Origin of the sequence: Sporomusa termitida (assembly GCF_007641255.1) — a bacterium.
Taxonomy (GTDB): Bacteria; Bacillota; Negativicutes; order Sporomusales; family Sporomusaceae; genus Sporomusa; species Sporomusa termitida.
In genome coordinates this window covers 1,921,150-1,947,134 of the sequence record NZ_CP036259.1, presented here as the reverse complement: position 1 = coordinate 1,947,134, position 25,985 = coordinate 1,921,150, and the positions used below count along the sequence as shown (strand labels likewise).

Here is a 25,985-nt window from a genome sequence, read left to right as displayed (position 1 = left end):
CACAACGCATGTGTAGGGTAACAACCTGCGCATGCTTTTTAATTTCCCCCTGCAAACAGCTGGCGGCAGGGCCTGCAGCCTCTGCCCCGGCCTAAGTATGGGGGGATAAAATTGATTGACAAAAAAGAGACCCGGCTCCTGCCAACAGGCCATATTGCCAACTGCCGTGACACCGCTGCCGGCTGCCGCCGCTGGACCGGCCGGGCCGCAGGCGCCAGACGCCGGCCCGGGGCCGGCCAGGAGGCGGGGGTTATGCTGAACAGGATGTTAACCCAGGCCTTTGACCAGTACGTGTTTACCAGGGTGGACCATATCCTCAACCTGGCCGGCACTACCGACGCCGGCTACAGTAAAACGGCCGCGGAGGTCAGCGCCGCCCTGGACCGGCTGCTGGTACTGGCCCGGGCCCTGAAAGCCGAGCAGCCGGCGATGACCGGTTTGGTCATGGATTTCGAGGCGCTCACGGCGCTGGAGTCCGGACAGGCGGCGGAAATTGCCTATAAACAGGGGTTGCGGGACAGCCGCCATATCCGCCGGCAGTTTATTGCCTGCCTGCAGCAGCAGGGCTGAAGGTTTCCCGCAGACAGGTATTGCCTGCTTTTTACCAGAGCGACGCCCCCGGCGACGGCCGGCGGCCGTCGCCTGGTTTCTTTGGGGCCCGCTTAGCGCGACGCCCCTTTTTGTTCATTATTTATGTTGGCGGCCAGACTGGCCAGCTGCTCCGACATGGCCATAAGCGTCTGGCTGTGAGCCGTAAGGTCTTGAATAGTATTGGCCTGATGCTCGGTAACTGCATCAATCTGATTTATTTCAATGCCAATTTTCGCAATTGAGTTTTTAATATTATTCAGGATTGTGGTAATCTGGGTTGCCGAACCGGCACTATTGGTGGCCAGCTTACGGACTTCTTCCGCTACGACGCCAAACCCCCGGCCCATTTCCCCCACCCTGGCGGCCTCAATGGCAGCATTCAGGCCTAAAAGATTAGTTTGGCTGGCAACATTTTTAATAAAACCCACAACAGAATCCGTAGCGGCCACCTCTTTATTGGCAGCCACTGACATATCTTTAAGAATGCGACCGCTGGCTGCCAGTTCTTCAGCCTGCGCCAGGATAGACTGGATGGAAGAGGCCATCTGGGTAGCTGAACTGGACAACTGCCTGGCCGCCGTTGCCAGCAGGTCTTGACGTTCCATTGATTCGTGAACAGCAACAGCGCCAATGACTTCCCCTTGCTCGTTAATTACCGGCAGGCTGACGGCAATATAAGGAATACCGTAAACCTCACTGCTCACGGCCACAACTACCCGTTGCCGCTGCTGCATTGCCTGGTAGGCAGCCGAGCCCGGTTTGAGTGCTTCGCCAACAACCACCTGGCCTTCGAGTTCAGGAATCGAGTAAGATACCAACCATTTTTCCCGGTCACTCACCACCATGCCAACTTTGCCGTTAACTAACTGGGGAATATACTTTGCAACCATCGTAAAACAGTTCAATAGGGAAACCTCTGCCATCTAAATCCCTTCCTTTACGCCCGCAATTGCCTTACCCTTACCATTTACGGCTGGAACCGCCGCCGCCGCCCGAGCCGCCGCCGTAGCCGCCACCGCCGCCACCGCCGCGGAACCTTAACAGTGAAAGAATGAGGTAAGTAATACTGCCGCCGAGAAACAGCCAGTCAAAAACAAACAGGGCCATTACCCCTGCTCCTACCGCCAGCTGCCCCCACCAGGGCAGGGTATCCCACCAGGACGGATTGGCTGCTGCCGAACGTACTTTAGCGGCTTCAGCGTCAGTATTGATATCAAGTTGATACTCTTGGGCTGCGATGCTGACCAAGGCCTGATAACCATTCCAAATCCCCTGATTATAATCATTGGCGGCGAAATAAGGAAGCATATAGTCATCCTGCACCGCCCCGGTTTTGGCGTCGTTTAACACTCCTTCCAGGCCGTACCCCACTTCAATTCGCGCTTGCCGGTCATCGACAGCCACAAGCACCAGTACCCCGTTATTTAATTGTTTATCCCCAATACCCCACCGGCGCAGAACCTCCAGCGCATATTCCTCTACTGCTGCTCCCTCCAGGCTTTTAACTGTCAGCACGACAATTTGCGCCTTAGTTCTATCTGCCAGTTGGCCGCCCAAAGTGTTAATTTTATTTTTAGTATCTGAATTCAATACGCCGGCATGGTCCTGGACATAAATACTGTGCGTCGGCGCCGGCGGGATCAGGGGTTGGGCCGCAGCCAGGGAAATTAGTAATAGGTATACTACTAAAACAAGCCAGGCCAACCTTTTATTCATAAATTACCCCCTGTTCGGCCATTAGAAATTTACTTGGGGAACTTGTTCCGCGCCTGCGGCGGCTTGAAAATATTCCTTGGGCCCAAAGCCCATCATGCCGGCAAACAAACTGGTCGGCAGCGAGCGTATTTTAACATTATAGCCCTGCACGGCATCATTGTAATCTTTACGGGCTACGGCAATCCGGTTCTCTGTGCCGCTAAGTTCGTCCATAAGCGCCCGGAAATTTTGATCGGCCTTAAGATTAGGATAGTTTTCCACCACCACCAGCAGTCTGCTAAGGGCCGAGTTCAACTCATTGTCTGCCTGGGCCTTGCCTGCCGGTCCCTCGGCCCCGGCCAGCTTGGCCCGCGCATCAGCAACGGCCTGGATTGCCTGCTGTTCATGGGCAGCATAGCCCTTTACTGTAGTAACTAAGTTCGGTATTAAATCAGCCCGCCGCTGCAGCTGATTTTCAATTTGACTCCATTTACCATTAACATTCTCGTTAATACTAACCAATGTATTATAATTGAAAACAGCACTTACCAATAATGCGCCAACGATCACGATAATGACCCATATTGTTTTATTCATATAAAAACCCTCCCTGTTTAATAAAAATACTACTGTTTATTATCTCTAACCGGCTTGAATATAACAACAAATAATAGCCGGTGATTTGCTGGAAATATTGTTAAATTTTCTAGCAGCAACGTAATCACCCCGTATCACGCCGGCTGGAGCAAAAGCCAAACGAGACATCGGTGTGAGCGAACACTACACAACCTACTTAAAAACATGCTTACCACACTTAGTGTCTTGGCCCTGTTATATTTTAGTTTTAGGGCGAGACAAAGTGGTAAAGGGCAAGGAAGCACCGACGACGCCTACTGACAGGGGTCTGCTAGGAGGGGCTGACGCCGCCATTGGCCATTTTGGCCGTCATCAAACTAAAAAGATAATGGGGTCAAGACACTAGGCACCTCCTTGAATACTCAGCTTTATTATCCTATCCTGCTATTTTAAATCATTCTCCATCCTGTTAAAGTTTCCCTGCCTTACGTAATAATGCTTTGTAATTACTAAGAAAAATATGGAGTAATTTAATGGAGTAATTTAATGGAAGGAAACTTAACTGTTTGCCAGAAACACAGGTTCGCCGTAATTTGTGAATTAATATTATATCCTTTTATCGCAGGAAATAGAGCTGCCCCCGGCCGGCGCCGGGGGCTTAACTTATTTAAAAATCATCATAATTGAGTGCCTTGGCCATGTTAAATTTAGTTTTAGGGCGAGACAAAATGGCAAAGGGCAAGGAAACACCGACGACGCCTACTGACAGGGGTCTGCTAGGAGGGGCTGACGCCGCCATTGGCCATTTCGGCCGTCATCAAACTAAAAAAATAATGGGGTCATCAATCAGGTGGAGTGTTTTAGGTGCTTAGCCTCATATTGCCAGATTTCCAGTTTTTTAATAATATTGGGCAGATCAGCCAGCAATTGCTGCAATTCTTCTTCTGTTAAACCTGTGTCTGGTCTTTTGGCATTATCCATGCTATATGCACCTCGCTAATCTAAAATAGATAAATGCGAGATCACAGGTGTGCAACCTCGCAGCTAATGATAATTATTATACACTGTTTCGACAAATTTTACTAGTAAATTATTATCTGCATCCCCTGCTACTTAAAAAAAAGAGACGGGAAAGATAACATGCTCATCTTTAGGATTGAACCCGGTTAACTGCCGGTCAAGCAGCATGGCACACCGTTGCACACTATCAGTAAAGTGGTAATAAAAGGATAAGCCGACCCTATCCGGACGGCTTACCCTTGGTACTGTCACTCACCAGCTTAGCCAATGCCAATTTGCATTTTTCCTTATCCCAGTGCTTTACTAAGTCCGCAAACCGGTTTATAATCGCCCATTCATCATCAAAGGCTCGAAGCTGCCGTTGTTTACGCTGAACTATTTCACCTGGCTGCTTAACAGGCCGGCCAGCGCCAGGACGCGCACCACCTTGTTTTTTCGTTACCAATTCCGATCCCTCCACCACACCACTGCCCCGGCAAAGCAGACGCCAATGGAAATGCCTGTCAGAAGGATAAGAATGTTATCAAGATTCCACGCCATGCGCAGCACCATTCCTGCTGCCAAGATGGCCGTAGATAGCAATACCAGTTTACCCCATTTTGTCATGATTGATCGTGAACGTTAACCAGTTATACGTCCACTTTGCACCCCCTCTCTATACTTTAATTATACTTTAATTTTGATTATTTGTTAATACATAATATCAATTTTACCGGGAACCGTAATAAAAATCTGCCCCACCCCGCTGGATAAAGCCGGCCCAAAGCAAGGCAGACCTCTTACAAGCGGCGACCCGCCGCAGCTACTGCTGGGTTTTTTTCCACTGAATTTCAGAACCCGTGACAGCCGCAATGCAGAGCACCTTCCAGCAGGGTATAGTACCCTGCCGGATTTGCCGGCTAATGCAATTGGTGTACCGGCAGTGTTATATGTTTCATTAAAAAGTCAGAGGCAAAAAATCGGCCTGGTTTTCTAGCTCAGGTCAAACTCCCGCTGGGGCTTTTGGGGGAGTTACTTATTCGGCAGTGCGTGTCAATCTATGGGTATTGTTCTCTAATTGGGAAAATATATAATAAGATTATGCAATCCCAAAGAAAGGTGGTCTGCTTTATGAGGATTCCGGCAGGCCCCGGCCTGGCTCTCGAGACTATATTTATACGAGGCTCTTAATGCTTCCCTTACAGGAGTAATTGCCACCGGCACAGTTTTTTACAAGCGTGCCGGTGGCTTATTTTTTTAGTAGCGTATCAGCCTTAAAACTGTAGGCTAATGGCGCGGAGATTGTTCGTAAAACCAGGCGGAGGCATGAGGAATACCGGACGTATGCCGCTTGACGACAACGCAGGGTTACGGAAAATCTCCCGTCAGTATCCACAGGATTAGGATTGACACGCTGCTGAGGGGTAACCGGCTCCGGCTGGTGGAAATGCTGCCAGGCTGAATAGCCGGCCACAGCCGCCGGTAACACTATGCCAAATGCATAAAGGGCCTGGCATTTGTATATATTAAACACAAGTATTCCCCTCCCATTTAAAGACGCCGCCCATCACTGGCCGGCGTTTTTTTTATTTTAAAATCACGGTAACAACCGAATTATCCTTAGCATCATAAATATCAACGGCCGTATTATCAGCGTCAACAGCATAGCGGCCTTCTTTAACCGGTTTGCCGTCAACTGAAATAGACTGCACAACAGCAAAGGTCCATCCGCATCCCTCCGGCAGCGCATATACCCCGGATTTATCAGCCCGGATTAACTTAATTATTTTCGCCATTTCCACACCTCCAGATATTATGTTACTTTATTATATGCACTTAACTATTTTCGGGAATCTTGTTAAAAGAAAGCTGCTTTAAAAGGCATTTCTATAGCAGCGTCAGCAAAGACCGGCGGCCACTACAATACGTTCAGGAGTAACTTGTTTAGCCAACGCCCGATCAACTCTCATGTTTCCGGGCATAAGAAAAGCGCCCGGTCAAGGACGCTTTTCTTATAATATAAAGGGGCTGTGCTGCACGGTACTAGCGCAGTGGACAACCTAGTACCTTGACAAAGTCAAATATTAGGTTATACAACGCATCTTTTCCCGCACTGCTTCGTTGTCGTCACCTTACAGATTGCCGATCTGCGCGGTTCCTCCGCCTTGCAGTGCGAAAAAATCTACGTTGTCTAAAACTAACATCTAACTGTGCCAAGGTACTAGGCATTCCGTCATAGCAAGGGTTAGCAGTAATTATTTATCATGCAGACTGCCCGCACTGTCAGGCGTATTCTCAGAGCAGTTTTCCTTATCAGGTTCCGGGTCAAAGATAAACCCCGGTAAATCCCCGGCCCAGCCATCAAAAACGCTCAATATTGAAACCGCTAAGCCTTGTAGCTTTGCCCGGCTTGATTTAGGCTCCTGATCCCAGAAATCGATTAATCCGGCAATGTGAGCCAAAAACTTTTGCCGAACCTCATTACTTTGTTTGCTGGCTGCAGAGGCGGTAGTGGGTTCGGTTGCCGCATAGGCATGAACAATATTATTTGTCGGCCTTAATTCGTCGTCCTCGGTAAGGACGAGCTGAAGTTTGTATTGGCTTCTAAAATCCATGGTTTGGCTGAAGCTGCCGCATAAGCGGTCTGAACTAAGGGCAATAATAATATCGCCATCCTGATAGTCTGCAATCATTCTGTTAAATCCGGGCCTGTCAACATCTACAGTAAATCCGTTGTCAATATATGTTTCGCTATCGGCTATCCCCAGCTCATCAGCCTTCTTCCGACATTTTTGGAGCTGGGTTTCGATACTGAACGCACCTTGCCTTTCTTTACTAACCCGAGCATATAAACGGGCTTTCATAATAATATCCCCCCTTGATTACTTTTTCTAACATCCGGCAAAAAGTAAAAACACATAAAAAACAGTCCACCAAAGGGCAGACAACTTATGTATATGTATAGCGGCGTGATGTATATTATAGCCTATGTTCCCCAAGGGAAATCTGTTACTGTAATAAAATCTGCTCATGTAAAAAATCCGCTTCATCAGGAAGGATGAAGCGGCCGGTAAGCAATATTTTATGATAATTTTACCGCTTAGGTATTAGCCTGATTACCGCTAAATAAACGGATAAACCAGAGAAGAATAACCGCTCCGATTATGCTGGTGATAAGTTGCCCAATAATCCCATAAGTGTTAAACCCTAATAAAGATAATGCAAAGCCACCAATAAACGCGCCGGCAACGCCGACAATAACATCAACCCATATTCCAAAACCATGACCACGCATTATTTTTCCAGCGGCCCAGCCAGCCACAGCCCCGATAATCAAAAACCAAATTGTACTTCCTATCATTTGCAAAAACACCTCCGCCACTAGTATGCTTAACTAATATAAAGATAATACGCCAGCGGGCACCAGCTGATTGCCTAATATTTACCCCCAACCAGCAAAATGCAGGACTCCTCTTGAAATAACAAGCACCCGGCTGTGGCCGCTATGCCAGCCAACTGCCGGTGCTTGGCCGTTATTGCTTTCTCTTCACAAAGACGCGGGCTGGTGGTACTGGCTTTCGATAAGCAGTACCACCAGCCCGCGTCTTGTCTAAATAATAGTCGGCCTGGAATCTTAGCTGCGCAGGGAAGCAGTCCTAAGCTCCCAGCTGCCGTCTCCGCCCAAAAGCAGGCGATTCTGGTGATAACTCACGAGTGTACGCCGATGGCCCACGCTTATGATCGTCGTTTTTGTCAGTGCTTTAACTGCCAGCCGGTACACTGTCTGTTCGGTAATTTCATCTAGCGCTGATGTGGCCTCATCCAGAAACAGCCAATCAGGCTTCTGCAGGAGCGCCCGCACAAAAGCCATTCTCTGCTGCTCACCCAAAGACAGCGCCTGCCCCCAATCCATCCACTCATCAAGCCTGCCGGTTAAATGGCTGAGCCGGCAGGCGGTTAGAACGGCCTGCAGATCAGCGTCATTTAACGACCGGGCCGGCCCAGGGTACAACAGGACCTCTCGCAAAGTGTTGATGGGCATATAGGCTTTCTGTGGTATAAACATAAGCCTGGCCTTGCGAGGAAGCCGGATGCGGCCGCTGGCGTAAGGCCATATCCCGGCCAAAGTCCGGAGCAATGTACTCTTGCCGCAGCCGGAGGGGCCGGTTATCAGCAGGCTCTGACCGACAGGAAGCTTTAGCGTTAAATCCTGAACCAGTTTTTGGCCGTTTGGCTGAAAAACATTGACCCCCTCTAAGCCAAAATCGGTATGATGCTGCCGGGAAACAACTTCTGGGTGTGATCTTTCCTCGGTTTGGACGGCCTCCAGAAAGGTAAGGAAATTATTTAGCCGGTTAATAACCGCCCGCCATTGAGCTAACTGGGTAAAGCTGTCGATGATGAAGGAAAATCCGACTTGTACATGGTTATAGGCGTCAATAATCTGAAACATCTGACCGAAATGGATCTGACCGCGAAAATAGAGTGGTGATGCAATCAAGGCAGCAAAAATGACTGAAATCTTTGAATAACCGGTTGTTAGCCACATCAGCTTTTTCCGGACGTCAATAATCTTCATAAAATTGACTACAATCTGATTAAAGCGGTTCATACAATTTTTCTTTTCATTATTTTCGCCACCGTACAAAGCGATGCTTTCAGCATGCTCCCGCACGCGGACCAGGCTGAACCGAAAATCAGCCTCATACCGCTGCTGGTCATATTCCAGCCGGACGAGCGGGCGGCCTACTTTGAGAGTCCAGTAGGTACCCACAATGGCATATGCTAACGCCAACCATACCAAATATCCGTATATCGGTATTTGCTGACCGCCAACCGGTAGATAAAAAACCCCTGATAAATTCCACAATATGATAACAAATGAAAAAACTGTCACCACATCCTGCAAAAAGTCTACCGATAATCTTAGTGTTAGCATGACAAACAATTCAACGTCTTCACTAATCCGCTGGTCAGGGTTGTCGGTAGCATTCCTGGCCATTAACTGCAGCCGGTAGTACGATTTTTTTTTGAGCCAAGCTGACAGGTACCGTTCTGTAAGCCAGCGCCGCCAACGCAGGTGCAGGAGCATCCGTACATAGATCTGATACCCTTTGACAACAATGAATAAAACCCCTAATAAAGCATATTGCTCCATTATTTTCAGAAAGCCGGCATAATTGAAATTCTGGATTGCATCATAAAACGATCCTTGCCAGAGATTAAGCTGGACTGTAATGTACACTAGTACCAGATTCAGCACAATCACGCTGGACAGTAGCAGCCAGGCCGACCATTTCTCTTCCGAAAACCAGTAAGTCCTGGCAATTCTCCAGGCACCGCGCAGCATCACGCCCCTCCGCATCTTCACCACCTCTTTATCGTTATATTGCATTTTTACTAAGAGCAGTACAAAAACGCTAACTAAAAAGTACCGGCTGTGCGCAATGCTTCCCGCCCGAGAAAAATCCGCGCCAACCAGTACTGCCGGCAAGTCCTGGGGGGCGCCGGCAAAAACCGCCTGTGCCTTCACTTAGCCCTTAGACCTGGCTTTACACTTGAGGAAGTCTGACGGAACAAAATAAAAAAGCCGCCCCATCCCGAAGATGAAGCGGCAGCAAAGATGTGCCGGCCTAGCGGTGAGTCACTCGCTCGAACCACAAAAAAATCCCGCCAAGCCCGCCTACCATTGCCATAAACAAAGCTCCCTGCAGATCAAGAACATAAAATCCTGCACCAATACCAATTGCAGTATTACAGGCCCACCACAAAAAATCCATCATAATTAATGCACCCCATTAACGACAAGATTATTATATATGTTATTATATCATCACTACCAGGAAAAATTCTACCTTACTACCGGAACATTACATACCCTAGCCCCACTACCAGTATCCCGCGCTGCAGCTTCAATCCCCTAATCTCTGATTGTACCTCGCGCTCGTATGTCTGCAAGGATTCGTTGGCCTTCGTTAATAAGTCCTGCGCTGTCAGTAAGTTTTGTTTGGCTGCTGTCAATTCGGCTCTCAATACCTGCAACTGATTCTGCAACGCCGCCAAGTCCTTCTGATACTCTCCCAGCTTCAGTCGCGCTGTCTGCAAGTCCGTCTTCGACTCGTCCAACTCGCTCAACAGCTGCCTGTTGTTCTCGTCCAGCTGCTGAAATATCTGTTCTAACCTGATCAATTCCTGTTCGGTCATGCTGTACTGGGCCGAACAGGTACCAGCCGATACCGAAACCAGCAAGCAGGCAAACAGCACCGCTAATAATAGTCTTTTTATCATTGAGAATCATCTCCTTTATCCTGGTTAAACTAAACATGTATTGTCTCCTCTCCCATTAAAACGCCGCCCATCGCTGGACGGCGTCTTTTTTCTTTCTTATCACCGTTCAGCCGAATCAGCCTGGACGTCGAAGCTAGCAAAATTTGCCGCATAAATCCCCTTAACACTGGCTAAATAGTTTGCCAGCGTATCCCCAAAATAACCGCCATGCTTAAGGGCGGCAATATAGTCCTCAAGGCTGGCAGCAGCGTACAGGCCATCTTCTTCGTAGTACCGGAGATATTTGCCAAAATACTCGGCATAGGCTTCATAGCTGGCAAACTGTTTATAGTAGTACTGACCATCCGGTTGCGGTGCGTCATTGGGCGTAACCTGGGTTAAACCGCCGAGATTATAGTACTCACTGGCCAATGTGGAGGTAAAGCCGCCTGTCTCGTGGCACCATTGACAATAAATCCATTCCGGTTTGATAATGTCACCAAAGCCTTCATTGGCTACTGCGGCAGCCTGCTTCGCCAGGTCATAAAAATATTGATTCATAGTTATTTCCTCCTCTTATTGTTAATATATTTTTTATCCAGGCTTCTTGTTACTGCTGTTTTCCGGCTACAAGACACGGGACGGTGGTAATGTCTTTATTACAAGCCACTACTACCGTCCCGCTGCGTTGGCAACAGTCAAAATTACATATAATAAATAACCTTACCATTCTCCGCAGTCTTCCCTGCCGTAAGGACCGCCGGCACAACAGGCCTTTCTGTCACCGTGCATATTGCTAATTTTCTATTTGTAATTGGACGTATAATCCTGTTCTTGTTTGTCAATACTCCTGTAAAAGCTTATGGGAGTACATATGCATGAAAATTATCATTAACCAAAAAGGCGCTAAACAACTTAAATATCTTGTGGGGGAGTATTGTCGCAGTATTTTTCTTTCGGCCGAGTTCCTCTTTGCCGTAATTATGCTCTACTTCAATCAGTATCTACCGGCAACGGTTTATGCCGGTTATGTTAAAGAGACGCTAAACTTTCTTGGCCAGGTTAGTGGCGGCCTGCTTGCGGTTATTTTCGCTGCTTTATCTATTACCGTATCAGTCAACTCTAATTCAATTTTGCTGCAAATTCTTCAAAACGTAAATTCGCTTAGATTTAGGTTTTCACTCGCGCTGCTGGCCATAACGTTCATGCTTATTATTGCCTTGTATATTTGTTCCACCTACATAGCTGCCAACGGCCAATTCAATGTAATGTCTTCCTTTCCCTTAAAAGTAGTAATATTTTTTCTGGCCTATTCAGTCGTTGGCGTTCTGCTCCTGGTGATTGAGACAGTTTCGCAAATAATAAAACCCCTGTCCAAGGAAAAAAATGATTATTAAAAAGACTGCTGATAAGAAAAGACTTGGCTTGTGCCAAGTCCTTTAGGACGATGGCAGAAGCCGCCTGTGCCCTTTAGGGTATAGTCGTTCTTATGTCCGCAGAATTTATTTATAAATTCTGGTAGACTAAAGAAAACATGGCTTGCGCCGTGCCTTAGCGCAGGCGGACGTCGATGTTGCCTTTATCCAGGCGGTAAGTTGTACTTTCTTACAGGACACCAAAGCCCCGGCATAACGCCGGGGCTTACGCATGCATCAAAGCAATCAATTGAGCCCTGAGCAGAATTTCAAATGGCTTTTCGGCACCTATTATGAATAACATTATAAGTAAATCTTCGGCAATTTAATTCGTTTTATGTAATGATAAAACGAATTAAGCGGCCCCTGAGCATCCCCGCCAGGCGGCATCCTACAATAAACACTCTGCCTCATGATCAAGCAAATAAGTTAAATAATCACGGATAATTGCATTTGCTCTGGATTTATCATCAACATTCGCAAAATGAAAGTTACCGTCAGCAATCTGGAAATCGGTAATCCCGTTCATAACCAGCTGTTCTTGTATGCGGGCCGTTAATTTACTTATTAATGATTCTTTCCTATCGCTAGTCATAATATCACAACTCCGTCCTTTTAATTTCCATAATTTGGATATTATTATAACACTATCAGCACAAAAAGCCAATAAAAAAACAGCCCTTCAGTCCTGAATCATACATTTATTAAAGGTAATGTTCTGGGTTGGCGTATTTGCAGATGTTGTTCGGCAATGGCGAATTTATAAGCATCAGTTAATGCTTTACAAATACGAATAATCCCTCCCTTTCTTTATCCGTACATAAACCCATAAAAATGGATAACAAAAAAAACTTGGCTTGTGCCAAGTCTTTTAGGACGCCGGCAGCAACCAAGTTTTTCTTATGTATTCCGCAGGTTCCGTCTGTCCTTGTCCCGCAGCGTCTACCGCCAGCAATAGTTTAGCGCCAGAGCAGTCAGTAGCCATTAAACTGTTTTCGCATCCGGCGGCACCGTTCTCTAGTTTGCGCACATGTTGACTAGCGGCCAGGCGCAAAATAACTACTATGGCTTTCATGTCATTTTCCGGCGCTATGCATTAAATACTAAAAATACAGAAACACTTATAGCAAATGAGTATTGGAGATGATTAACTTTGAACAACCAGACATTGTTATGGGCAAGTATTATATTACCTTGGCTATCTATTGTATTTCTTAAAAAAGAGGATTTGCAACGTTATATGCCAGTCGCATTATTGGGCAGTCTTATTACAATAATTTTCATGGAGGTTGGAATAACTTTAGGATGGTGGGTACCGCAAGAAAATATATTTCCGCTAATAAATATACCACCGCTCTCTTATAGCACTTATTTGATAGGTATTATTTGGATTTTCAAGTTTACTTATAGAAACTTTCTAAAATATCTTGCCACTAATTTAATAATAGATACGGTTCTGTCTTTTGTTATACTACGATGGTTTATTCAGCGAGGTATTGTTGATATTTACATTTCCGGACTAGAAATGTTATTTTTGTCCACCATTATTGCTTTTGCTCTTTATGCTTATCAAATATGGCAGGAAAGCGATGCGGCCGTCAAAATTGCACCAGATTTGCAACCTGCTGCCAGCAAACCCCTACATGAAGAGCCCACAGATAAACCATAAGTTACGAAGCTTTGCGCAAGCCTACGGCTAACTAGCCCTTTAACTCAACAATCTCCATACCTTTCTGGGCTGCCCGGTTATATGCCGCCGCAGCCTCTTCTTCTGTCTCAAAGTATCCGCTAGCGACCCCGGCAATCATCGCTAGCCACGGCTTTTTTAGATTTCCCTATACGCTACGCCCCTTGATTGAGATTTATTTTTGCGGGCTTTTTTTAGACCTGCCAATGAGGTTTCGCTGATAATGTTATCCAGCAAAAATCCCGGCACACGCCAGGGACGCTATGGGTCAATTATAGCCCGGCAGCGACATTATAGACATGTTTTGATACTTGCTACCATATAGTTAAAATATCTCAATTAATTACTAGGGGGGTGGTTGTGTGTGGAATATTTTTTTATTTCTACGAAAAAAACACTTTTACCTGGGAGTTAGTTCACTGATCTTTGTAGCTTTGCTGGTCAGTTTTTGGGTGGTTGACTATATGGATGAGGTGGATCTGGCTGCACTACCTAATCAGCCAACAATACCTCCTAATGGCAATGTCAGCTTGAAAATTAATGTAGCATCCCGTATGCTGGAATTATATAATGATGGTTCTGTGTATAAGGTGTACCGAATAGCTGTGGGCAAAAAAGAGACCCCGACTCCCATCGGTGAATGGACTATTGTCTGGAAAGATTATAACTGGGGAACAGGATTTGGTTCACGCTGGCTGGGCTTAAATGTCCCTTGGGGTACTTATGGTATTCATGGGACCAATAAGCCCTGGTCAATCGGCTCTTTTGCCAGTCATGGCTGCATTCGTATGCGCAATAAAGATGTTGAGGAGTTGTTTGAATGGGTTCCCATCAATACAGCGGTAAAAATTGAGGGTTCCAAGATTAAATTTGCGCGGACACTTAAGCAGAATATGGCAGGCCAGGATGTGGTTCTCCTTCAACTTAGGCTAAAAGAGCTAGGCTATTTAACTGACCGGGCTGATGGTTTGTTTGGAGCCAATACAGATAAAGCGGTAAAGCAATTTCAAGCCGATAAAGGACTTGAGGCCACTGGTCTAGTGACTAAAAAAATATTTGAGGCTTTGGAAATAAAGTCTGAAATATGATCAGGCTCTATTTTTGCCCCGACAGAAAATCAAACAAATATGCCGGAATATAATTTTCATTTTTTTACAAAACGAAAAAGCCGCCCCACCCCGGAGGATGAAGCGGCGCATTCGATTATTATCGATAAGTTATTATTTTTTCTGAGCTTTAATCTGCTCCAATATACCGCTTTCTTGCAGTGTTTTCTGTAGCTTTTGGCTATCAGCAATCCATTTGTCTGTTGATTCTTGGGGACCCAAATATTCTACCTGATTGCCGACCCTCTCCATATTCTCCTTAAATGCAGGGTCATTTATGATAGCCTTAAACCTTTCTGCCAGCTTATTTTTAACCGCAGCCGGCGTTTCCTTGGGAACTGCGATTCCATGCCAATTGTCTATAGTGATGTCAATGCCGAGCTCTTTAAAGGTTGGTACATGGGCAAATACCGGATCAGTCAGGCGGTGTGCACTCGTTACGGCCAGGATTTTTACTGTACCTTTTTTTACATGCTCCTTAATGGATACAGGGTTAATAAATATAATCTGAACATGCCCCCCTAATAATGCAGATATTGTCTCACCCCCGCCTGAAAAAGGAACTTGCTCAATTTTAATGCCGGCATCATGATTTAGCATCTCACACAGTACATGCGAAAATGAACCCGTGCCTGCATTTCCGAACTTTAATTGTTCCGGGTGTTTCTTGGCATACTCAACTAAGTCATTCAGTGTTTGATATGGTTGGTCTGCCTGGACTGCCAGCAGCATAGGCACTGATGCTATTTGCGCAATCGGGCTTAACGCAGTTATGTAATTATATTGGCCTGAACCGTAAAGGGACAATAATAGCGTTTCACCCGCAGTAGCACCTGCAGTATAGCCATCGGCAGGTGCTACTGCCAGTTCGTTCCAGCCCAGAGCGCCAGAGGCCCCTGGTCTATTAAGAATGACTAAAGGCTGACCTAAATGGTTGAAAGCATAATTTTTCTAATGAACGTATCGTCAGATCCAAACCACCACCAGGACTGAAGGGAACAATCATGCTAACAGGCCTCTCAGGATATTTTTCATGTGAAACAGGCATTGCTGCCTGTTCTACCTCGCCACAACCCCCTACCATGATAGAAACAAGCAAAAATGCTACTGCTAATAAGACCAGTACTCTTTTCCGCACTACACTCTTACCTCCTCGTTCTGCAAAATACTACCCTTCGGACAAACTATAAATAAATTATAGGTAATTTCTATGTCATAAATTGTCATTTGAGGCATAAAACATAAAAAAGCCTCGCCACCCCGAAGGACCGCACAGGGCCGCAATTCGTTGCAGAAGCCGGGCCGGCCAATCATTCCAGTATTCAGCAGAAGGTATTCTGCCTCTTGCCATTTTGTAACATCATTGGAAAATAAATAAAGGTTCAAACTTAAGAAAAATTTAAGAAATAATTGCTAAGATAAAGTCGTACCAAACAAGGTACTAAAAAACATTCAGAAAGAGGTTGAAGATATGTTTACTAAAAATAAAACTGTTATGTCTCTTGCATTAGGATTAGCGATGGTGTATAGTGCTGGCACCATGTCCGCCTTTGCCTCCCCGAATGAGCAGTTGCAGGAAAGACCGCCGCTTGTTCAAGCCCAGGACCAAAATAATCACCCCCACCCCAATCAGCACAAACCAAATTGTAAGAAAAACCATCCAATCAATGAACCATGCAATACAGGTGATAAAAAACCGGTTCCTCCTAAAGATAGCCAGAATAAAAAACCTGTATCACCTAAAAAGCACGATGAAAAGAAACAAATGAATTCCCAATTCGAGAATCAACAAGACATTCCCAATCGGGACCGATAAAGCATAGCTAAAGAGAAGTGGTTGAGCCACTTCTCTTTTTTTTTAATAGCGGGACATTAATAAAGTTAATACTATTTCCTGGAAATATTTTCAATATTTTACCCCGTATTTAACACCGTGCTCGATTACCACGGAAAACGGGGGGTTTTAGCCCTCTCTAAAACTAAAATCCACAATTCCTTATTATGCAAATTCTTATAGTCAGCCCAACAATCTTATTCTCCGCCGGGCACCAGCCCGTAATCTCCCAAATCGCACACCGACCGGTGCAATCCATCCTGGCCGGCCGCCATCCGACAATATATGAAATCGGCATTCCTGGCACAATCAAGCAGTTGGCGCTTTTTCGGCCCCGACAATGGCCCTCACATCTTACTGTCGGCATGGTTCAACTCCAAGATCCCTATTTTAGTGCAATCCAGCTTTGACACGTATTAAACACGTATGATATACTCAAACTAGCAGGAGGGGATTCGTGTCATGCCGATGAAAGTCAGAGAAATACTTAAACTCTTAAAACAAGATGGCTGGTATGAAGTAGAACAGGAAGGCTCACATCGGCAGTTTAAGCATCCTGTTAAAAAAGGCAAGGTTACGGTGCCTGTTCATGGCAAAAACGATGACCTGACGCCTAGAACGGAAAAATCAATACTAAAACAAGCAGGGCTTATTTAATAGCACTGCTTGCAAAGGAGGTTTATGTAGTGCGTGATTCTTATATTTATCCGGCAATCTTTGAGAAATCGCTACAAGGTAAATACGGCGTTTCTTTTCCCGATCTCCCCGGTTGTATATCAATAGGCGATAATCTCCAGCATGCTCATGAAATGGCTAAAGAAGCATTAGGACTTCATCTCTGGGGAATGGAGCGCGACGGTGATGATATTCCCGCACCGTCCTCCATTGATAGCATCGAATTAGCAGGCGGCGAAGTAATCGGCCTAATTGAAGTCTGGATGCTGCCGATTCGGGCTGAGCTTGACAATCGTGCTGTCAAGAAAACCCTTACTATTCCTCGCTATCTCAATGATATAGCAGAAAAACAAAATGTGAATTTCTCCAAAGTACTGCAGTCTGCGTTAAAAGACCATCTCGGTTTACATGCTAAGAAAAAACCTATAAAAAAACAGCCTTAACCGCTGTCAGCTCCTTTGCATACTCAAAGCCGCCCTTTGCCGGAGCGGCTTCCTTGCGTTCATATCTCATGCTACTATTTTATCACAGCCAAAGTCAAAAAAGTGTCGCCAATTTGTCGCCATTTAGATAGCTTCCAATGCCGCCACACCAAACAAAGCTACGGCAAACTTTTTAAGTAGCGAGTTTAATAGCCATAGATATTCCCGGCTCAGATTATCATTTTCCCAGTTAGTTAAAGTCCTCTGTGGAATACCGGTTTCGAGCTCAATTTGCTTTTGGGATTTACCAAGTTTCTGTCAGAGCGAATGAATTCTTTTTCCAAAATCCACCTAAATTCACCGCGCAATACAGGAATTTACATTTCCTTTCGCGAAAATTCACTAGATAAAAATGCTTACTGAAAGGAGTTTTTATAAAAATGTTTGATAAAACTCTATTTGGCTCTAGGCTTCGAGAACTCAGGAAATTACAGGAAATCCCAGCCCAGCAAGTAGCCGATGCTTTTGAAATTCACAAGGCCAGTTTGAGTAATTTAGAATGTGGAAAGAAATCTCCTAGTATTGAACTGGCTGTTGCCCTAGCTGACTACTTTAATGCCAGCCTGGATTATTTGGTAGGCCGGTCAGACAATCCGGAAAGGAGATGATTGAATGATCTGCCCCAATTGCAAATCTACATGCAACCCTGCATCCTGCTTATGGCTATTATTATACTTTAACTGGCACTTATTTTATTAAGGCCCGGAAAGAAGCTGGGCAAACGAGTTTGCCGCTCATAAAAGAGTTTACAGGTTATTTACTGGCAATAGTTTTAAATTCATTGCGGAATTGAATGGCCTCCCCAATGTGTCTTGCTTCAATTTGTCCAGCCTCATCCAAATCAGCGATTGTCTGGGCCACTTTAATAATCCGGTCATAACCACGGGCACTGAGATTCATCCGGCTAAAAGCCTGTTTAAGCAAATTCGCCGCTTCTGCTGTCAGGTGACATATTTTTTTTATATGTTTATGCTGCATTTGCGCGTTAGCATAGAAGCCAAAGTGTTGCAGACGCTGATGTTGTATCAGCCTCGCCGCCGCTACCCGCCGGCGAATCGCAGCCGACGATTCCTGAGGTATATCTTTTACTAAATCATTATACTCAAGGCGTGGCACATGAATGGATATATCAATCCGGTCTAAAAGCGGTCCCGATATTTTTTTCTGGTAACGGCGTATATCTCCCGGTGTGCACGAGCAATCCCGGGCTGGATCTGAGCTAAAGCCGCACGGACATGGGTTTAATGCTGTAATCAGCATCAGCTTGGCAGGAAAGGACAAAGTGGCATTAACCCGGGCAATAGTAACCTCGCCATCTTCGAGCGGCTGCCGGAGAACTTCCAGTATGGCCCGCGGAAACTCAGCCAACTCATCCAAAAACAGGACGCCATTATGACTTAGTGTAACTTCCCCCGGCCTGGGCATACTGCCACCGCCGATCAGCCCGGCCGTTGACACCGTATGATGGGGACTACGGAATGGCCTGTTGGTGATTAACCCCATATTATTTTTTAGTAATCCGGCGACACTATAAATCTTTGTTACTTCCAGCGCCTCCTGCGGCGTCATAGCCGGCAAAATCGAGGGAATGCGCCTAGCGAGCATGGTTTTGCCCGCCCCCGGCGGTCCAATCATCATCACATTGTGAAAGCCGGCGGCAGCAATCTCCAGGGCCCGCTTGGCAACAAGCTGCCCTTGCACATCGGCAAAATCTTCCAGACCGTCATTTGCCTGGTATCCGGGCTGTTCCGGAGTGACTGGAACCAGCAATTTCTCACCGCTAAGATGGGCAACAAGCTCCGTCAGAGTTGGCGGCGCATAGACTGTCAAATCCCCGGCCAGCAGTGCCTCCTGGGCATTTTCCCTGGCCACGACCAATTCGGCTATGTTATACCCCCGGCAATTAGCCGCTATTGACAAAAGCCCTGCTATGCCCCGCAGCCGGCCTTCCAAAGAAAGCTCACCGGCATAGACCTGACAGCGGCAACTCCCGGGGTTAATATGGCCGCTTGCCGCCAAAATGCCGATTGCAATCGGTAGATCAAGGCCAGAACTGTCTTTTTTAATATCAGCCGGTGCCAAATTTACGGTAATTCGCCGGCCGGGAAACTCAAAGCCACTGTTTTTAATGGCTGCTCTGACCCGTTCCCGCGACTCACGCACCGCAGCATCAGGCAAACCCACTATATCAAAGCCGGGAATGCCGTTGGCAATATCAACCTCGACTGTTATTAAAACACCGTTTAACCCTAATGTAGTTGAGCCATAAGTTTGTGCAAACACGGCTTACCCCCACAACGGCCCAATACTTCATCGCCCGCAAAACCAAGGATAGTTTGCGCATCTTTTCCCGCACTGCTTCGTTGTCGTCGCCTTACATAGTCCCGGTATGCGCGGTCCGTGCAAGCGAGTCCCCTTATCGGGTTTTAAGAAAGATGAAATATTAGCTGCCAAACGCATTTATAATATGATTATAACGAATTGTACCCTTTAACAAATATACTTCCAGAATATCAAACCGACAGACTATATTGTTAAGACCACGGTAATGCAAATACCAGAGGGCCGTCTTTATTATTTTTTGCTGCTTTCTAAGATTCACAGCCTCGGCCGGCAGTCCATAGCTGGTTGAGCGCCGGGTCTTTACTTCGACAAAAACTACATAGTCCTGATCCTGGGCGATGATATCGATCTCACCCGTTTTAGTGCGGTATTTGGTTGCAATAATTTTATAACCCAATTTACTTAAATAGACTACAGCCGACTGTTCCCCTTTATCACCAATGCTAATATGGTTCATAGTCGCCTCCACACAGCCATTATCTCGGCTTGCTGCCCAGGCGCTGGTCCAAACGGTAAATATAGGCCAATACCTCTGCCACTGCCTGATACAGTTCTGGTGGTATTTCCCGGTCCAGCTCAACAGCCATCAGCATACTTGCCAGTGTTTTATTCTGATAAACAGGAATCCCATGTTCCTGAGCCGCATTTAGAATTCTCCCGGCAACAGCACCGGTTCCTTTGGCCACAACCCTCGGTGCCAGTCTTTCATCTTCATCATAAGTGAGAGCAACTGCCTTCCGTACTTTGTCACGCTCCTGCTCAGTCACTCAATCATCTCCTCTGTAACAAACAGTGCCCCAATTTATGTGAATTATATTCTTGGTTATATAGCCATTATCCTGCCAGGACAGACTGATAATTACTCTTTAAATACAAAGGGCTGGCCTGTAAGGCTTTGGTTGCACCGGCCCTATTGGGAAAGTAATCCGGAGTATAACAGTATCTGTCCGCTAATTATGCCGCAGTTTATTGCTAAATAATAGACAAACTTGGCTTACGCCAGGTCCCTGGGGCTGACGGCAGAAGCCGCCTGTGCCCTTTAGGGTAAAGATTTTTCTTAGCCCTTAGCTCATGCTTCTGAATTTTTATAAATTCTAATGGGGTAAAAAAAATCCCCGGCTATTGTCCCGGGGACTTACCTGTCTACAATATCCAATCGACTATTACACCGACTACGAGCGTCCAAAATACCAATCTAAACCATAAAGGCCACGGTTTTACCGCCTTTGACCTTTTATAAAGCCAATTTCGGCTATATACCATAATATCGCCTCCTTACTGTAATATTAAGCAAATATTTGTAGAATCCTTCTGGTAAAGGATAGTCTATAGTATGTAATTTTTCTCATAGAGGAATTGAACTATTTTCCGAAATTATATTTAGAAATTGTTATAATATGTCGATAAAACATAAGAATACAAGCAAAGGGGCTGCAAAATGGATAACAATCTCCAGCTGGAAAAAGAATGTTCAACCTGTAACGGGTGCGGAAAAATCGCTAACAAGGCTTGTCCTGTCTGTAATGGTACCGGAACTGTGTTAACCGCAGACGGCCTGCAGGTACTAAAATATTTAAGAGACAGTATCAGAGTCTCTGAACACTGAAGTTTTCCTGTTTTCATTGTCATAGTTTTGTCAAACTTTTGTTACATAATGGTAGCAATGAATGCGTAGGAGAGATGATTCGCCTTGAAAAAACTAATTCTCTGTGTGATTACCTGTCTTATGGTCACATTATCCGGCACTGCCTTTGCTTGGAGTGACCGTTCTGAAGGTCGTCCGGAACAAACATTGGGACAATTAATGAATACTGCCAGTTTATCGATCTGGCATGACCGTAATGATGTGTTTCATGTAAAATCAACTAATTTGCGTGGCCGGCATGTATTTACCGGTGTGATTCAAACCGATGGTCGTTTTTATAATATTCAGGAGAAAGAGCTGGAGAATGGTGATTTTGTTAAAGTCGACCGGGATCATAACACAATCCGGTTTCGCTTTACCGGCCGCGGGCTTGACGAAATCAACTTTAATATAAGAAAAGGGAAAACAGTGAAATTTGATCTATATAGAGACGACCGTGAGATGCCAGGCAAAGATATATTTATTGGCAAAAAAGGCTGGCATCCCCGGGACAACAATTTCAGATTAAAGAATAACTGACTGCCTGTTCTCCAGATTTTGCCACAGCATGTCCGCCGCTAACCTGGGGAAGCTAATAGCGGAGGTGATAACGAGTGGATAAAAAAAGCCGGAAAGCTGCCCGGGAAAACCCGGTTCAGCCGGTTGTACCGCCAACGGAGCCCGCCGACGGGGCCTATCTGGATACCTTAAAGCAATTGCAGGATGAGCGGGAAAAGGCAGACCGCGTCTAATATTTAAATGCAGTTATCAATTTATTTTATTGGGGTAATCTAATCATTGGAGGTGATATTATGAGCAACGAATATCTGAAGCTCAACCTACACCACAATGAAAGGGATAGGAAAAACCTTGAATTCACTATAGAGTATAGCCTTAAAAAGCAACTCCTTAATGGAAAAAATTGTGGGTGGGGCAGTGCCAGGTAAACGTCCTGATAATACACTTTCCAAATCAAAACGGTGGCTATATGCCACCGTTTTCATGTTCTATCTACTAAGTACTATCCAGATTATATTAACTAGTGTCTTGCCAACCTGTGGATACTGACGGGATATTTTCCGGCAAGTGGAAGATTGACACAAGCTCTTATTATCTGCCGGCGGCTTCAGCCTCCCTGACCGGGGCAAAGCTCCGCCGGTGCTGCGGGCATGGTCCGTATTCTTTAAGGGCTTCCATGTGTTCCTGAGTGCCATAGCCTTTATGACGGCCAAAGCCGTACATTGGATATTGGCAGTCAAGCTCATTCATAAGCTGATCACGTTCTACCTTGGCAATAATGGATGCCGCCGCAATTGAGGCACTTACCTGATCGCCACCGATAATTGCTTTATAGGGAACCGTAAGACGGGGTAACGGGACGGCATCGACAAGTACCGCCTGTGGTGCCGGCGACAGCCCGGCAACAGCACTGTACATACCTCTTACCGTGGCCTGATATATATTAATCGCATCAATTGTTTGCACACCGACTATACAGGAATTGACAGCGAGAGCCACATCTTTAATATTCTGATACAATTTCTCCCGCTGCGCAGCTGTAAGTTTTTTTGAATCATTTAAGCCTGGCAAATAGCAGTCCAACGGTAAAATAACTGCAGCAATAAGTACTGGACCTGCCAGCGGCCCCCTGCCAGCTTCATCAATCCCGGCAAGCAGGGAATACCCTGTTGCCTGCAGTTGATGTTCGTATTTATATAAGGCCTGAACCCGCTTCCGTTCCCGTTGTTCAGCCAGACAACGGGCTTCCCACCTGTCCACAAGGCGTTGTACCGAAAGGCGGACATCGGTTTTAAGGCTGTTTGTTATATGTAGTGAAAGATCAGGCTGCGACAATAATGTCGTAATCTGGGCCACGGTCATCTGTCTTGTATCCACGCTACGCCCTCCCCGCTAAAGCTGCTTTACTTATTCTCTATAGATTCAACTAATCCTGCCTGCCAGTTTAGAAAACTTGGCTTAGGGCAAGCAAACACGGCGTTCGCCGGGCCTCAGTGCAAGTGAAAAAATAATAGAACGGCCGCAAATCACTAGCCGTTCATTGGATAACCGGGGCACAAATGCCGTTCAGTTACCGGTCTTATCAAATTAATCTGCAGTCAGCTGATCAGGATGATCAAGTGTAAACTGGCCAAGCTTGCCTGCACGAAAGTCAGTCAGAATGATTCTTCTGACTTTGTCGTGATCAACAATCCCGCCGACCTTCAGACAACCCCGTTTAGTCCCTATCAAAGTCAGGAGTTCACCGGCTTCCGCCGGCAATCCGGCTTCACTCAGTTTATACCGCTCACATAGACGGTTAGCATACTGTTCTCTGAGAATGCATAAAAGTTTCAGGATAACCTTTTCCATATCATAGATATCATCTTTAATCGCACCTGTAACGGCTAATTTAAAGGCGACCTCCTGATCATCCATTCTGGGCCATAAAACGCCGGGAGTATCTAATAACTCAAGATTCTTACCCACCTTAAGCCATTGCTGTCCCCGTGTTACGCCGGGTTTGTCACCGGTTTTCGCCGTTGCGGTACCAAGCAGCCGGTTAATGAGCGAAGATTTTCCCACATTCGGGATACCCAGAATCATAGCCCGGACAGCCCGGCCCTTAATCCCTTTGGCCATCAGCCTGGCCAGCTTCTCACCGGCTTCGGCCTCAACCCTGTTTACCAATTCCTTAGACCCCTTGCCACTGGCAGCATCTAACAGGGCGGTGGTAAATCCCCGGCCGCGGAAATGCTGCAGCCACTCAGCCGTACGCGCCGGCTCCGCCAGGTCTGACTTATTGAGCGCCACCACCCTGGGTTTTGTGCCAACAAGCTCGGTTATAACCGGATTCGCACTGCTTACTGGAATACGTGCGTCTAACAGCTCAATGACAACATCAATAAGACTTAACTGTTCACGGATCATCCGCTGCGCTTTGGCCATATGACCGGGAAACCAGTGAATGTGCATTAAGTCAACTCCTTACCTAAGCAACCGGATACTATAGTGTACAGCTACGGTAATGTTTTTATGTGGTCAATCGGCCAAAAAACCATAACTGCTTTGCCTTTAATTAATTCGAGGGACACAAAGCCGACATCTTTAAAGCGGCTGTCCTCAGAGTTATTACGGTTATCGCCCATTACATAGACGTGCCCTTCGGGCACTGTGGCCGCCGGGTAGGAACCACGGGTGCGTTCCAAGATATAAGACTCATTTAAAAGCTGTCCGTTAACAAACACCCTGCCATCTTTTATCTCGACAGTATCCCCGGCTACGGCGATTACACGTTTAATAAAATCGCGGCTGGGGTCACGGGGATAACGGAATACCAGCACTTCGCCCCGTTCGGGGGTTTTAAACCGGTAAATAAATTTATTAACAATAAGCCGTTCGCCATTTACCAGTGTCGGCCGCATGGACGGTCCTTCGACCATATACAGCTCCACAATAAAATACCGGATAAAAAAAGCCAGAACTATGGCGATGAGAATAGAGATGATCCAGTCTTTTATTTCTTCACCCAAGTTGGTACTGCTCACAGCCCGCCTCCTTTCGGTATTGGCATGCCTTTAATTTATCTAATAGATATGAAGAAAAGGGACTGAAATCAGTCCCTGAACGCTCTTGCATTTAGCGTTTTTCCCGGATACGGGCGGCTTTACCGGTAAGGTTGCGCAGATAATAAAGCTTGGCTCTGCGAACAATGCCGCGACGCATAACTTCAATCTTGTCAATACGCGGCGAATGTACCGGAAAGGTACGCTCTACGCCAACGTTGTAGGAAACACGTCTTACCGTAAAGGTTTCGCGTACACCGGTACCCTGGCGCTTGATTACCACACCTTCGAAAACCTGAATACGTTCACGGGTTCCCTCAACAACCTTTACATGCACGCGCACGGTGTCGCCGGCCTTAAAAGACGGAATATCCTGCCGGAGTTGTTCCTGTTCCAAAATCTGAATAATATTCACTTTATGTCCTCCTTATATCAGACGTTCATACCCCTGGGCAGAGGACCGCCTGTATTACACAAAAAATAGTATACCACATATTACCCGGTAACTCAAACTAAAATGCTTGTAATTTAATCATTTTCCCACCAGGTTTCACCAAGCAAGCGGTCAAGAATGATGGCTGCCGCTGCGCGTACAGGCAAATGATTGTAGCTTCCCGGTCCATAAATAGGTTCCAGTATATAATCAAACTGCTCCATTACTGAATTCTCCATGCCCCAGCCAGTACCAAATAAGAGCAGGCATGGCCTGCCGGTATCAGTTATTTCCCGGCGAAGCCGGCCGTAGGAAACCGTATTGGCATACTTACGGGCATCGGTAGTCACAATCAGTGGCTTTGCACCATCTCTGGCCGTGATATACTCGACTGCCGCCGCAATGTCCGGAATCACTTCCACTATGCTTAATGCCTCTTTACGGTCAGGATTATACTGTCCACCATAACCGTCCTGCCAATAGTTGATAATTTCCTCAGCTAAAGCTTTCTGACTGTCAAGCGGATGGATAATGAAATATTTCAGCAGATCATACGTCCGCGCAGTACGGGCGATATCATGAATATCAAAATTAGTAATCGCAGTTGTAATTATCTCATTATTTTTATTATAAATGGGATAATGCACTAAGCCTAAATATACAGGCGCCGCCATATTCAGCCTCCGATCTATTCA

At 46.1% G+C, this 25,985-nt stretch carries 34 protein-coding genes and 1 pseudogene; 11 read left to right on the top strand and 24 right to left on the bottom strand.

Annotated elements, in window-relative coordinates; all coding sequences use genetic code 11:
• Nucleotides 1–111 precede the first annotated feature (111 nt).
• Nucleotides 112–570, top strand: coding sequence for a hypothetical protein (locus SPTER_RS08880; protein WP_144350076.1), 459 nt, complete (start codon nt 112–114; stop codon nt 568–570).
• 92 nt (nt 571–662) lie between these two features.
• Here the strand turns inward: SPTER_RS08880 and SPTER_RS25615 are convergent, their stop codons facing one another.
• The 13 genes from SPTER_RS25615 to SPTER_RS08825 all read right to left on the bottom strand — a co-directional run bounded on the left by SPTER_RS25615 (nt 663) and on the right by SPTER_RS08825 (nt 10,689).
• Complete coding sequence (locus SPTER_RS25615; protein WP_144350075.1) at nt 663–1,514, bottom strand: methyl-accepting chemotaxis protein; 852 nt, start codon at nt 1,512–1,514, stop codon at nt 663–665.
• Nucleotides 1,515–1,551: 37 nt separating this feature from the next.
• Nucleotides 1,552–2,307, bottom strand: coding sequence for a TPM domain-containing protein (locus SPTER_RS08870; RefSeq protein ID WP_144350074.1), 756 nt, complete (start codon nt 2,305–2,307; stop codon nt 1,552–1,554).
• Nucleotides 2,308–2,328: 21 nt separating this feature from the next.
• Nucleotides 2,329–2,883, bottom strand: a complete 555-nt coding sequence (locus tag SPTER_RS08865) for a LemA family protein (protein ID WP_144350073.1) — start codon at nt 2,881–2,883, stop codon at nt 2,329–2,331.
• 825 nt (nt 2,884–3,708) lie between these two features.
• Nucleotides 3,709–3,843 (bottom strand): hypothetical protein, encoded by a 135-nt coding sequence (locus SPTER_RS25610; protein ID WP_281289511.1) that lies wholly within the window; start codon nt 3,841–3,843, stop codon nt 3,709–3,711.
• 259 nt (nt 3,844–4,102) lie between these two features.
• A complete protein-coding gene (locus SPTER_RS08860) occupies nt 4,103–4,327 on the bottom strand; it encodes a hypothetical protein (protein WP_144350072.1) in 225 nt (74 codons plus the stop codon).
• A gap of 783 nt (nt 4,328–5,110) precedes the next feature.
• Nucleotides 5,111–5,395 carry a hypothetical protein gene (locus tag SPTER_RS08855; protein WP_144350071.1) on the bottom strand — a complete coding sequence of 95 codons (285 nt, stop codon included), beginning with the start codon at nt 5,393–5,395 and terminating at the stop codon, nt 5,111–5,113.
• Nucleotides 5,396–5,447: 52 nt separating this feature from the next.
• Entirely contained in the window at nt 5,448–5,657 is a 210-nt protein-coding gene (locus SPTER_RS08850; protein ID WP_144350070.1) for a hypothetical protein, read from the bottom strand.
• A gap of 459 nt (nt 5,658–6,116) precedes the next feature.
• Nucleotides 6,117–6,725, bottom strand: a complete 609-nt coding sequence (locus SPTER_RS08845; RefSeq protein ID WP_144350069.1) for a recombinase family protein — start codon at nt 6,723–6,725, stop codon at nt 6,117–6,119.
• A gap of 236 nt (nt 6,726–6,961) precedes the next feature.
• Complete coding sequence (locus tag SPTER_RS08840) at nt 6,962–7,222, bottom strand: GlsB/YeaQ/YmgE family stress response membrane protein (protein WP_144352823.1); 261 nt, start codon at nt 7,220–7,222, stop codon at nt 6,962–6,964.
• A 273-nt stretch (nt 7,223–7,495) separates the two neighbouring features.
• Nucleotides 7,496–9,226 carry an ABC transporter ATP-binding protein/permease gene (locus SPTER_RS08835; protein WP_144352822.1) on the bottom strand — a complete coding sequence of 577 codons (1,731 nt, stop codon included), beginning with the start codon at nt 9,224–9,226 and terminating at the stop codon, nt 7,496–7,498.
• A gap of 268 nt (nt 9,227–9,494) precedes the next feature.
• Nucleotides 9,495–9,644, bottom strand: a complete 150-nt coding sequence (locus tag SPTER_RS24690; RefSeq protein ID WP_170233218.1) for a hypothetical protein — start codon at nt 9,642–9,644, stop codon at nt 9,495–9,497.
• Between the two features lie 76 nt (nt 9,645–9,720).
• Nucleotides 9,721–10,149 carry a hypothetical protein gene (locus tag SPTER_RS08830; protein WP_144350068.1) on the bottom strand — a complete coding sequence of 143 codons (429 nt, stop codon included), beginning with the start codon at nt 10,147–10,149 and terminating at the stop codon, nt 9,721–9,723.
• A 99-nt stretch (nt 10,150–10,248) separates the two neighbouring features.
• The gene (locus tag SPTER_RS08825) at nt 10,249–10,689 is read right to left on the bottom strand and encodes a glucosaminidase domain-containing protein (RefSeq protein ID WP_144350067.1); all 441 of its coding nucleotides are present in this window, start codon (nt 10,687–10,689) and stop codon (nt 10,249–10,251) included.
• Nucleotides 10,690–11,006: 317 nt separating this feature from the next.
• Between SPTER_RS08825 and SPTER_RS08820 the strand changes: the two genes are divergently transcribed.
• On the top strand, nt 11,007–11,525 hold the full coding sequence (locus SPTER_RS08820) for a hypothetical protein (protein ID WP_144350066.1): 519 nt from the start codon (nt 11,007–11,009) through the stop codon (nt 11,523–11,525).
• Between the two features lie 409 nt (nt 11,526–11,934).
• Here SPTER_RS08820 and SPTER_RS08815 read toward each other — a convergent pair whose 3' ends face one another.
• Nucleotides 11,935–12,138, bottom strand: a complete 204-nt coding sequence (locus SPTER_RS08815; protein ID WP_144350065.1) for a hypothetical protein — start codon at nt 12,136–12,138, stop codon at nt 11,935–11,937.
• 558 nt (nt 12,139–12,696) lie between these two features.
• Between SPTER_RS08815 and SPTER_RS08810 the strand changes: the two genes are divergently transcribed.
• A complete protein-coding gene (locus tag SPTER_RS08810) occupies nt 12,697–13,212 on the top strand; it encodes a hypothetical protein (protein ID WP_144350064.1) in 516 nt (171 codons plus the stop codon).
• Nucleotides 13,213–13,592: 380 nt separating this feature from the next.
• Nucleotides 13,593–14,318: a L,D-transpeptidase family protein gene (locus SPTER_RS08805; RefSeq protein WP_246105540.1), complete on the top strand. Its 726-nt coding sequence runs from the start codon at nt 13,593–13,595 to the stop codon at nt 14,316–14,318.
• Nucleotides 14,319–14,450: 132 nt separating this feature from the next.
• On the opposite strand, the pseudogene SPTER_RS08800 reads toward SPTER_RS08805, so the two are convergent.
• Nucleotides 14,451–15,420: pseudogene (locus SPTER_RS08800) on the bottom strand (Bug family tripartite tricarboxylate transporter substrate binding protein).
• A gap of 387 nt (nt 15,421–15,807) precedes the next feature.
• Here SPTER_RS08800 and SPTER_RS08795 point away from each other — a divergent pair.
• The 3 genes from SPTER_RS08795 (at nt 15,808) to SPTER_RS08785 (ending at nt 17,288) form a co-directional block, all read left to right on the top strand.
• Nucleotides 15,808–16,152: a hypothetical protein gene (locus SPTER_RS08795; protein ID WP_144350063.1), complete on the top strand. Its 345-nt coding sequence runs from the start codon at nt 15,808–15,810 to the stop codon at nt 16,150–16,152.
• Between the two features lie 480 nt (nt 16,153–16,632).
• The gene (locus SPTER_RS08790; protein ID WP_342787125.1) at nt 16,633–16,827 is read left to right on the top strand and encodes a type II toxin-antitoxin system HicA family toxin; all 195 of its coding nucleotides are present in this window, start codon (nt 16,633–16,635) and stop codon (nt 16,825–16,827) included.
• A gap of 29 nt (nt 16,828–16,856) precedes the next feature.
• Nucleotides 16,857–17,288 (top strand): type II toxin-antitoxin system HicB family antitoxin, encoded by a 432-nt coding sequence (locus SPTER_RS08785; RefSeq protein WP_144350062.1) that lies wholly within the window; start codon nt 16,857–16,859, stop codon nt 17,286–17,288.
• 123 nt (nt 17,289–17,411) lie between these two features.
• Here SPTER_RS08785 and SPTER_RS25885 read toward each other — a convergent pair whose 3' ends face one another.
• Nucleotides 17,412–17,540, bottom strand: a complete 129-nt coding sequence (locus SPTER_RS25885) for a hypothetical protein (RefSeq protein ID WP_425474362.1) — start codon at nt 17,538–17,540, stop codon at nt 17,412–17,414.
• Nucleotides 17,541–17,707: 167 nt separating this feature from the next.
• On the opposite strand from SPTER_RS25885, the gene SPTER_RS08775 reads away from it, so the two are divergent.
• Nucleotides 17,708–17,935 (top strand): helix-turn-helix domain-containing protein, encoded by a 228-nt coding sequence (locus SPTER_RS08775; protein ID WP_144350061.1) that lies wholly within the window; start codon nt 17,708–17,710, stop codon nt 17,933–17,935.
• 145 nt (nt 17,936–18,080) lie between these two features.
• On the opposite strand, the gene SPTER_RS08770 is transcribed toward SPTER_RS08775, so the two are convergent.
• From SPTER_RS08770 to SPTER_RS08760, 3 genes are all read right to left on the bottom strand, one after another.
• Nucleotides 18,081–19,610, bottom strand: coding sequence for a YifB family Mg chelatase-like AAA ATPase (locus SPTER_RS08770; protein WP_144350060.1), 1,530 nt, complete (start codon nt 19,608–19,610; stop codon nt 18,081–18,083).
• A 160-nt stretch (nt 19,611–19,770) separates the two neighbouring features.
• A complete protein-coding gene (locus tag SPTER_RS08765) occupies nt 19,771–20,127 on the bottom strand; it encodes a YraN family protein (RefSeq protein ID WP_144350059.1) in 357 nt (118 codons plus the stop codon).
• Nucleotides 20,128–20,146: 19 nt separating this feature from the next.
• Entirely contained in the window at nt 20,147–20,437 is a 291-nt protein-coding gene (locus tag SPTER_RS08760) for an EscU/YscU/HrcU family type III secretion system export apparatus switch protein (RefSeq protein ID WP_144350058.1), read from the bottom strand.
• Between the two features lie 671 nt (nt 20,438–21,108).
• On the opposite strand from SPTER_RS08760, the gene SPTER_RS25880 reads away from it, so the two are divergent.
• The 3 genes from SPTER_RS25880 (at nt 21,109) to SPTER_RS24685 (ending at nt 22,046) form a co-directional block, all read left to right on the top strand.
• Complete coding sequence (locus tag SPTER_RS25880; protein WP_144350057.1) at nt 21,109–21,276, top strand: tryptophan RNA-binding attenuation protein; 168 nt, start codon at nt 21,109–21,111, stop codon at nt 21,274–21,276.
• Nucleotides 21,277–21,360: 84 nt separating this feature from the next.
• Nucleotides 21,361–21,834 carry a hypothetical protein gene (locus SPTER_RS08750; RefSeq protein WP_144350056.1) on the top strand — a complete coding sequence of 158 codons (474 nt, stop codon included), beginning with the start codon at nt 21,361–21,363 and terminating at the stop codon, nt 21,832–21,834.
• Nucleotides 21,835–21,908: 74 nt separating this feature from the next.
• Entirely contained in the window at nt 21,909–22,046 is a 138-nt protein-coding gene (locus SPTER_RS24685; RefSeq protein ID WP_170233217.1) for a hypothetical protein, read from the top strand.
• A 358-nt stretch (nt 22,047–22,404) separates the two neighbouring features.
• Here the strand turns inward: SPTER_RS24685 and SPTER_RS08745 are convergent, their stop codons facing one another.
• The 5 genes from SPTER_RS08745 to SPTER_RS08725 all read right to left on the bottom strand — a co-directional run bounded on the left by SPTER_RS08745 (nt 22,405) and on the right by SPTER_RS08725 (nt 25,964).
• A complete protein-coding gene (locus SPTER_RS08745; RefSeq protein ID WP_144350055.1) occupies nt 22,405–23,190 on the bottom strand; it encodes a ribonuclease HII in 786 nt (261 codons plus the stop codon).
• A 210-nt stretch (nt 23,191–23,400) separates the two neighbouring features.
• On the bottom strand, nt 23,401–24,267 hold the full coding sequence (gene ylqF / locus SPTER_RS08740) for a ribosome biogenesis GTPase YlqF (RefSeq protein WP_144350054.1): 867 nt from the start codon (nt 24,265–24,267) through the stop codon (nt 23,401–23,403).
• A gap of 44 nt (nt 24,268–24,311) precedes the next feature.
• Nucleotides 24,312–24,839: a signal peptidase I gene (gene lepB / locus SPTER_RS08735; protein ID WP_144350053.1), complete on the bottom strand. Its 528-nt coding sequence runs from the start codon at nt 24,837–24,839 to the stop codon at nt 24,312–24,314.
• Between the two features lie 91 nt (nt 24,840–24,930).
• Complete coding sequence (gene rplS / locus SPTER_RS08730; protein ID WP_144350052.1) at nt 24,931–25,272, bottom strand: 50S ribosomal protein L19; 342 nt, start codon at nt 25,270–25,272, stop codon at nt 24,931–24,933.
• Between the two features lie 113 nt (nt 25,273–25,385).
• Nucleotides 25,386–25,964 (bottom strand): RNA methyltransferase, encoded by a 579-nt coding sequence (locus tag SPTER_RS08725; protein WP_144350051.1) that lies wholly within the window; start codon nt 25,962–25,964, stop codon nt 25,386–25,388.
• Between the last annotated feature and the right edge of the window lie 21 nt (nt 25,965–25,985).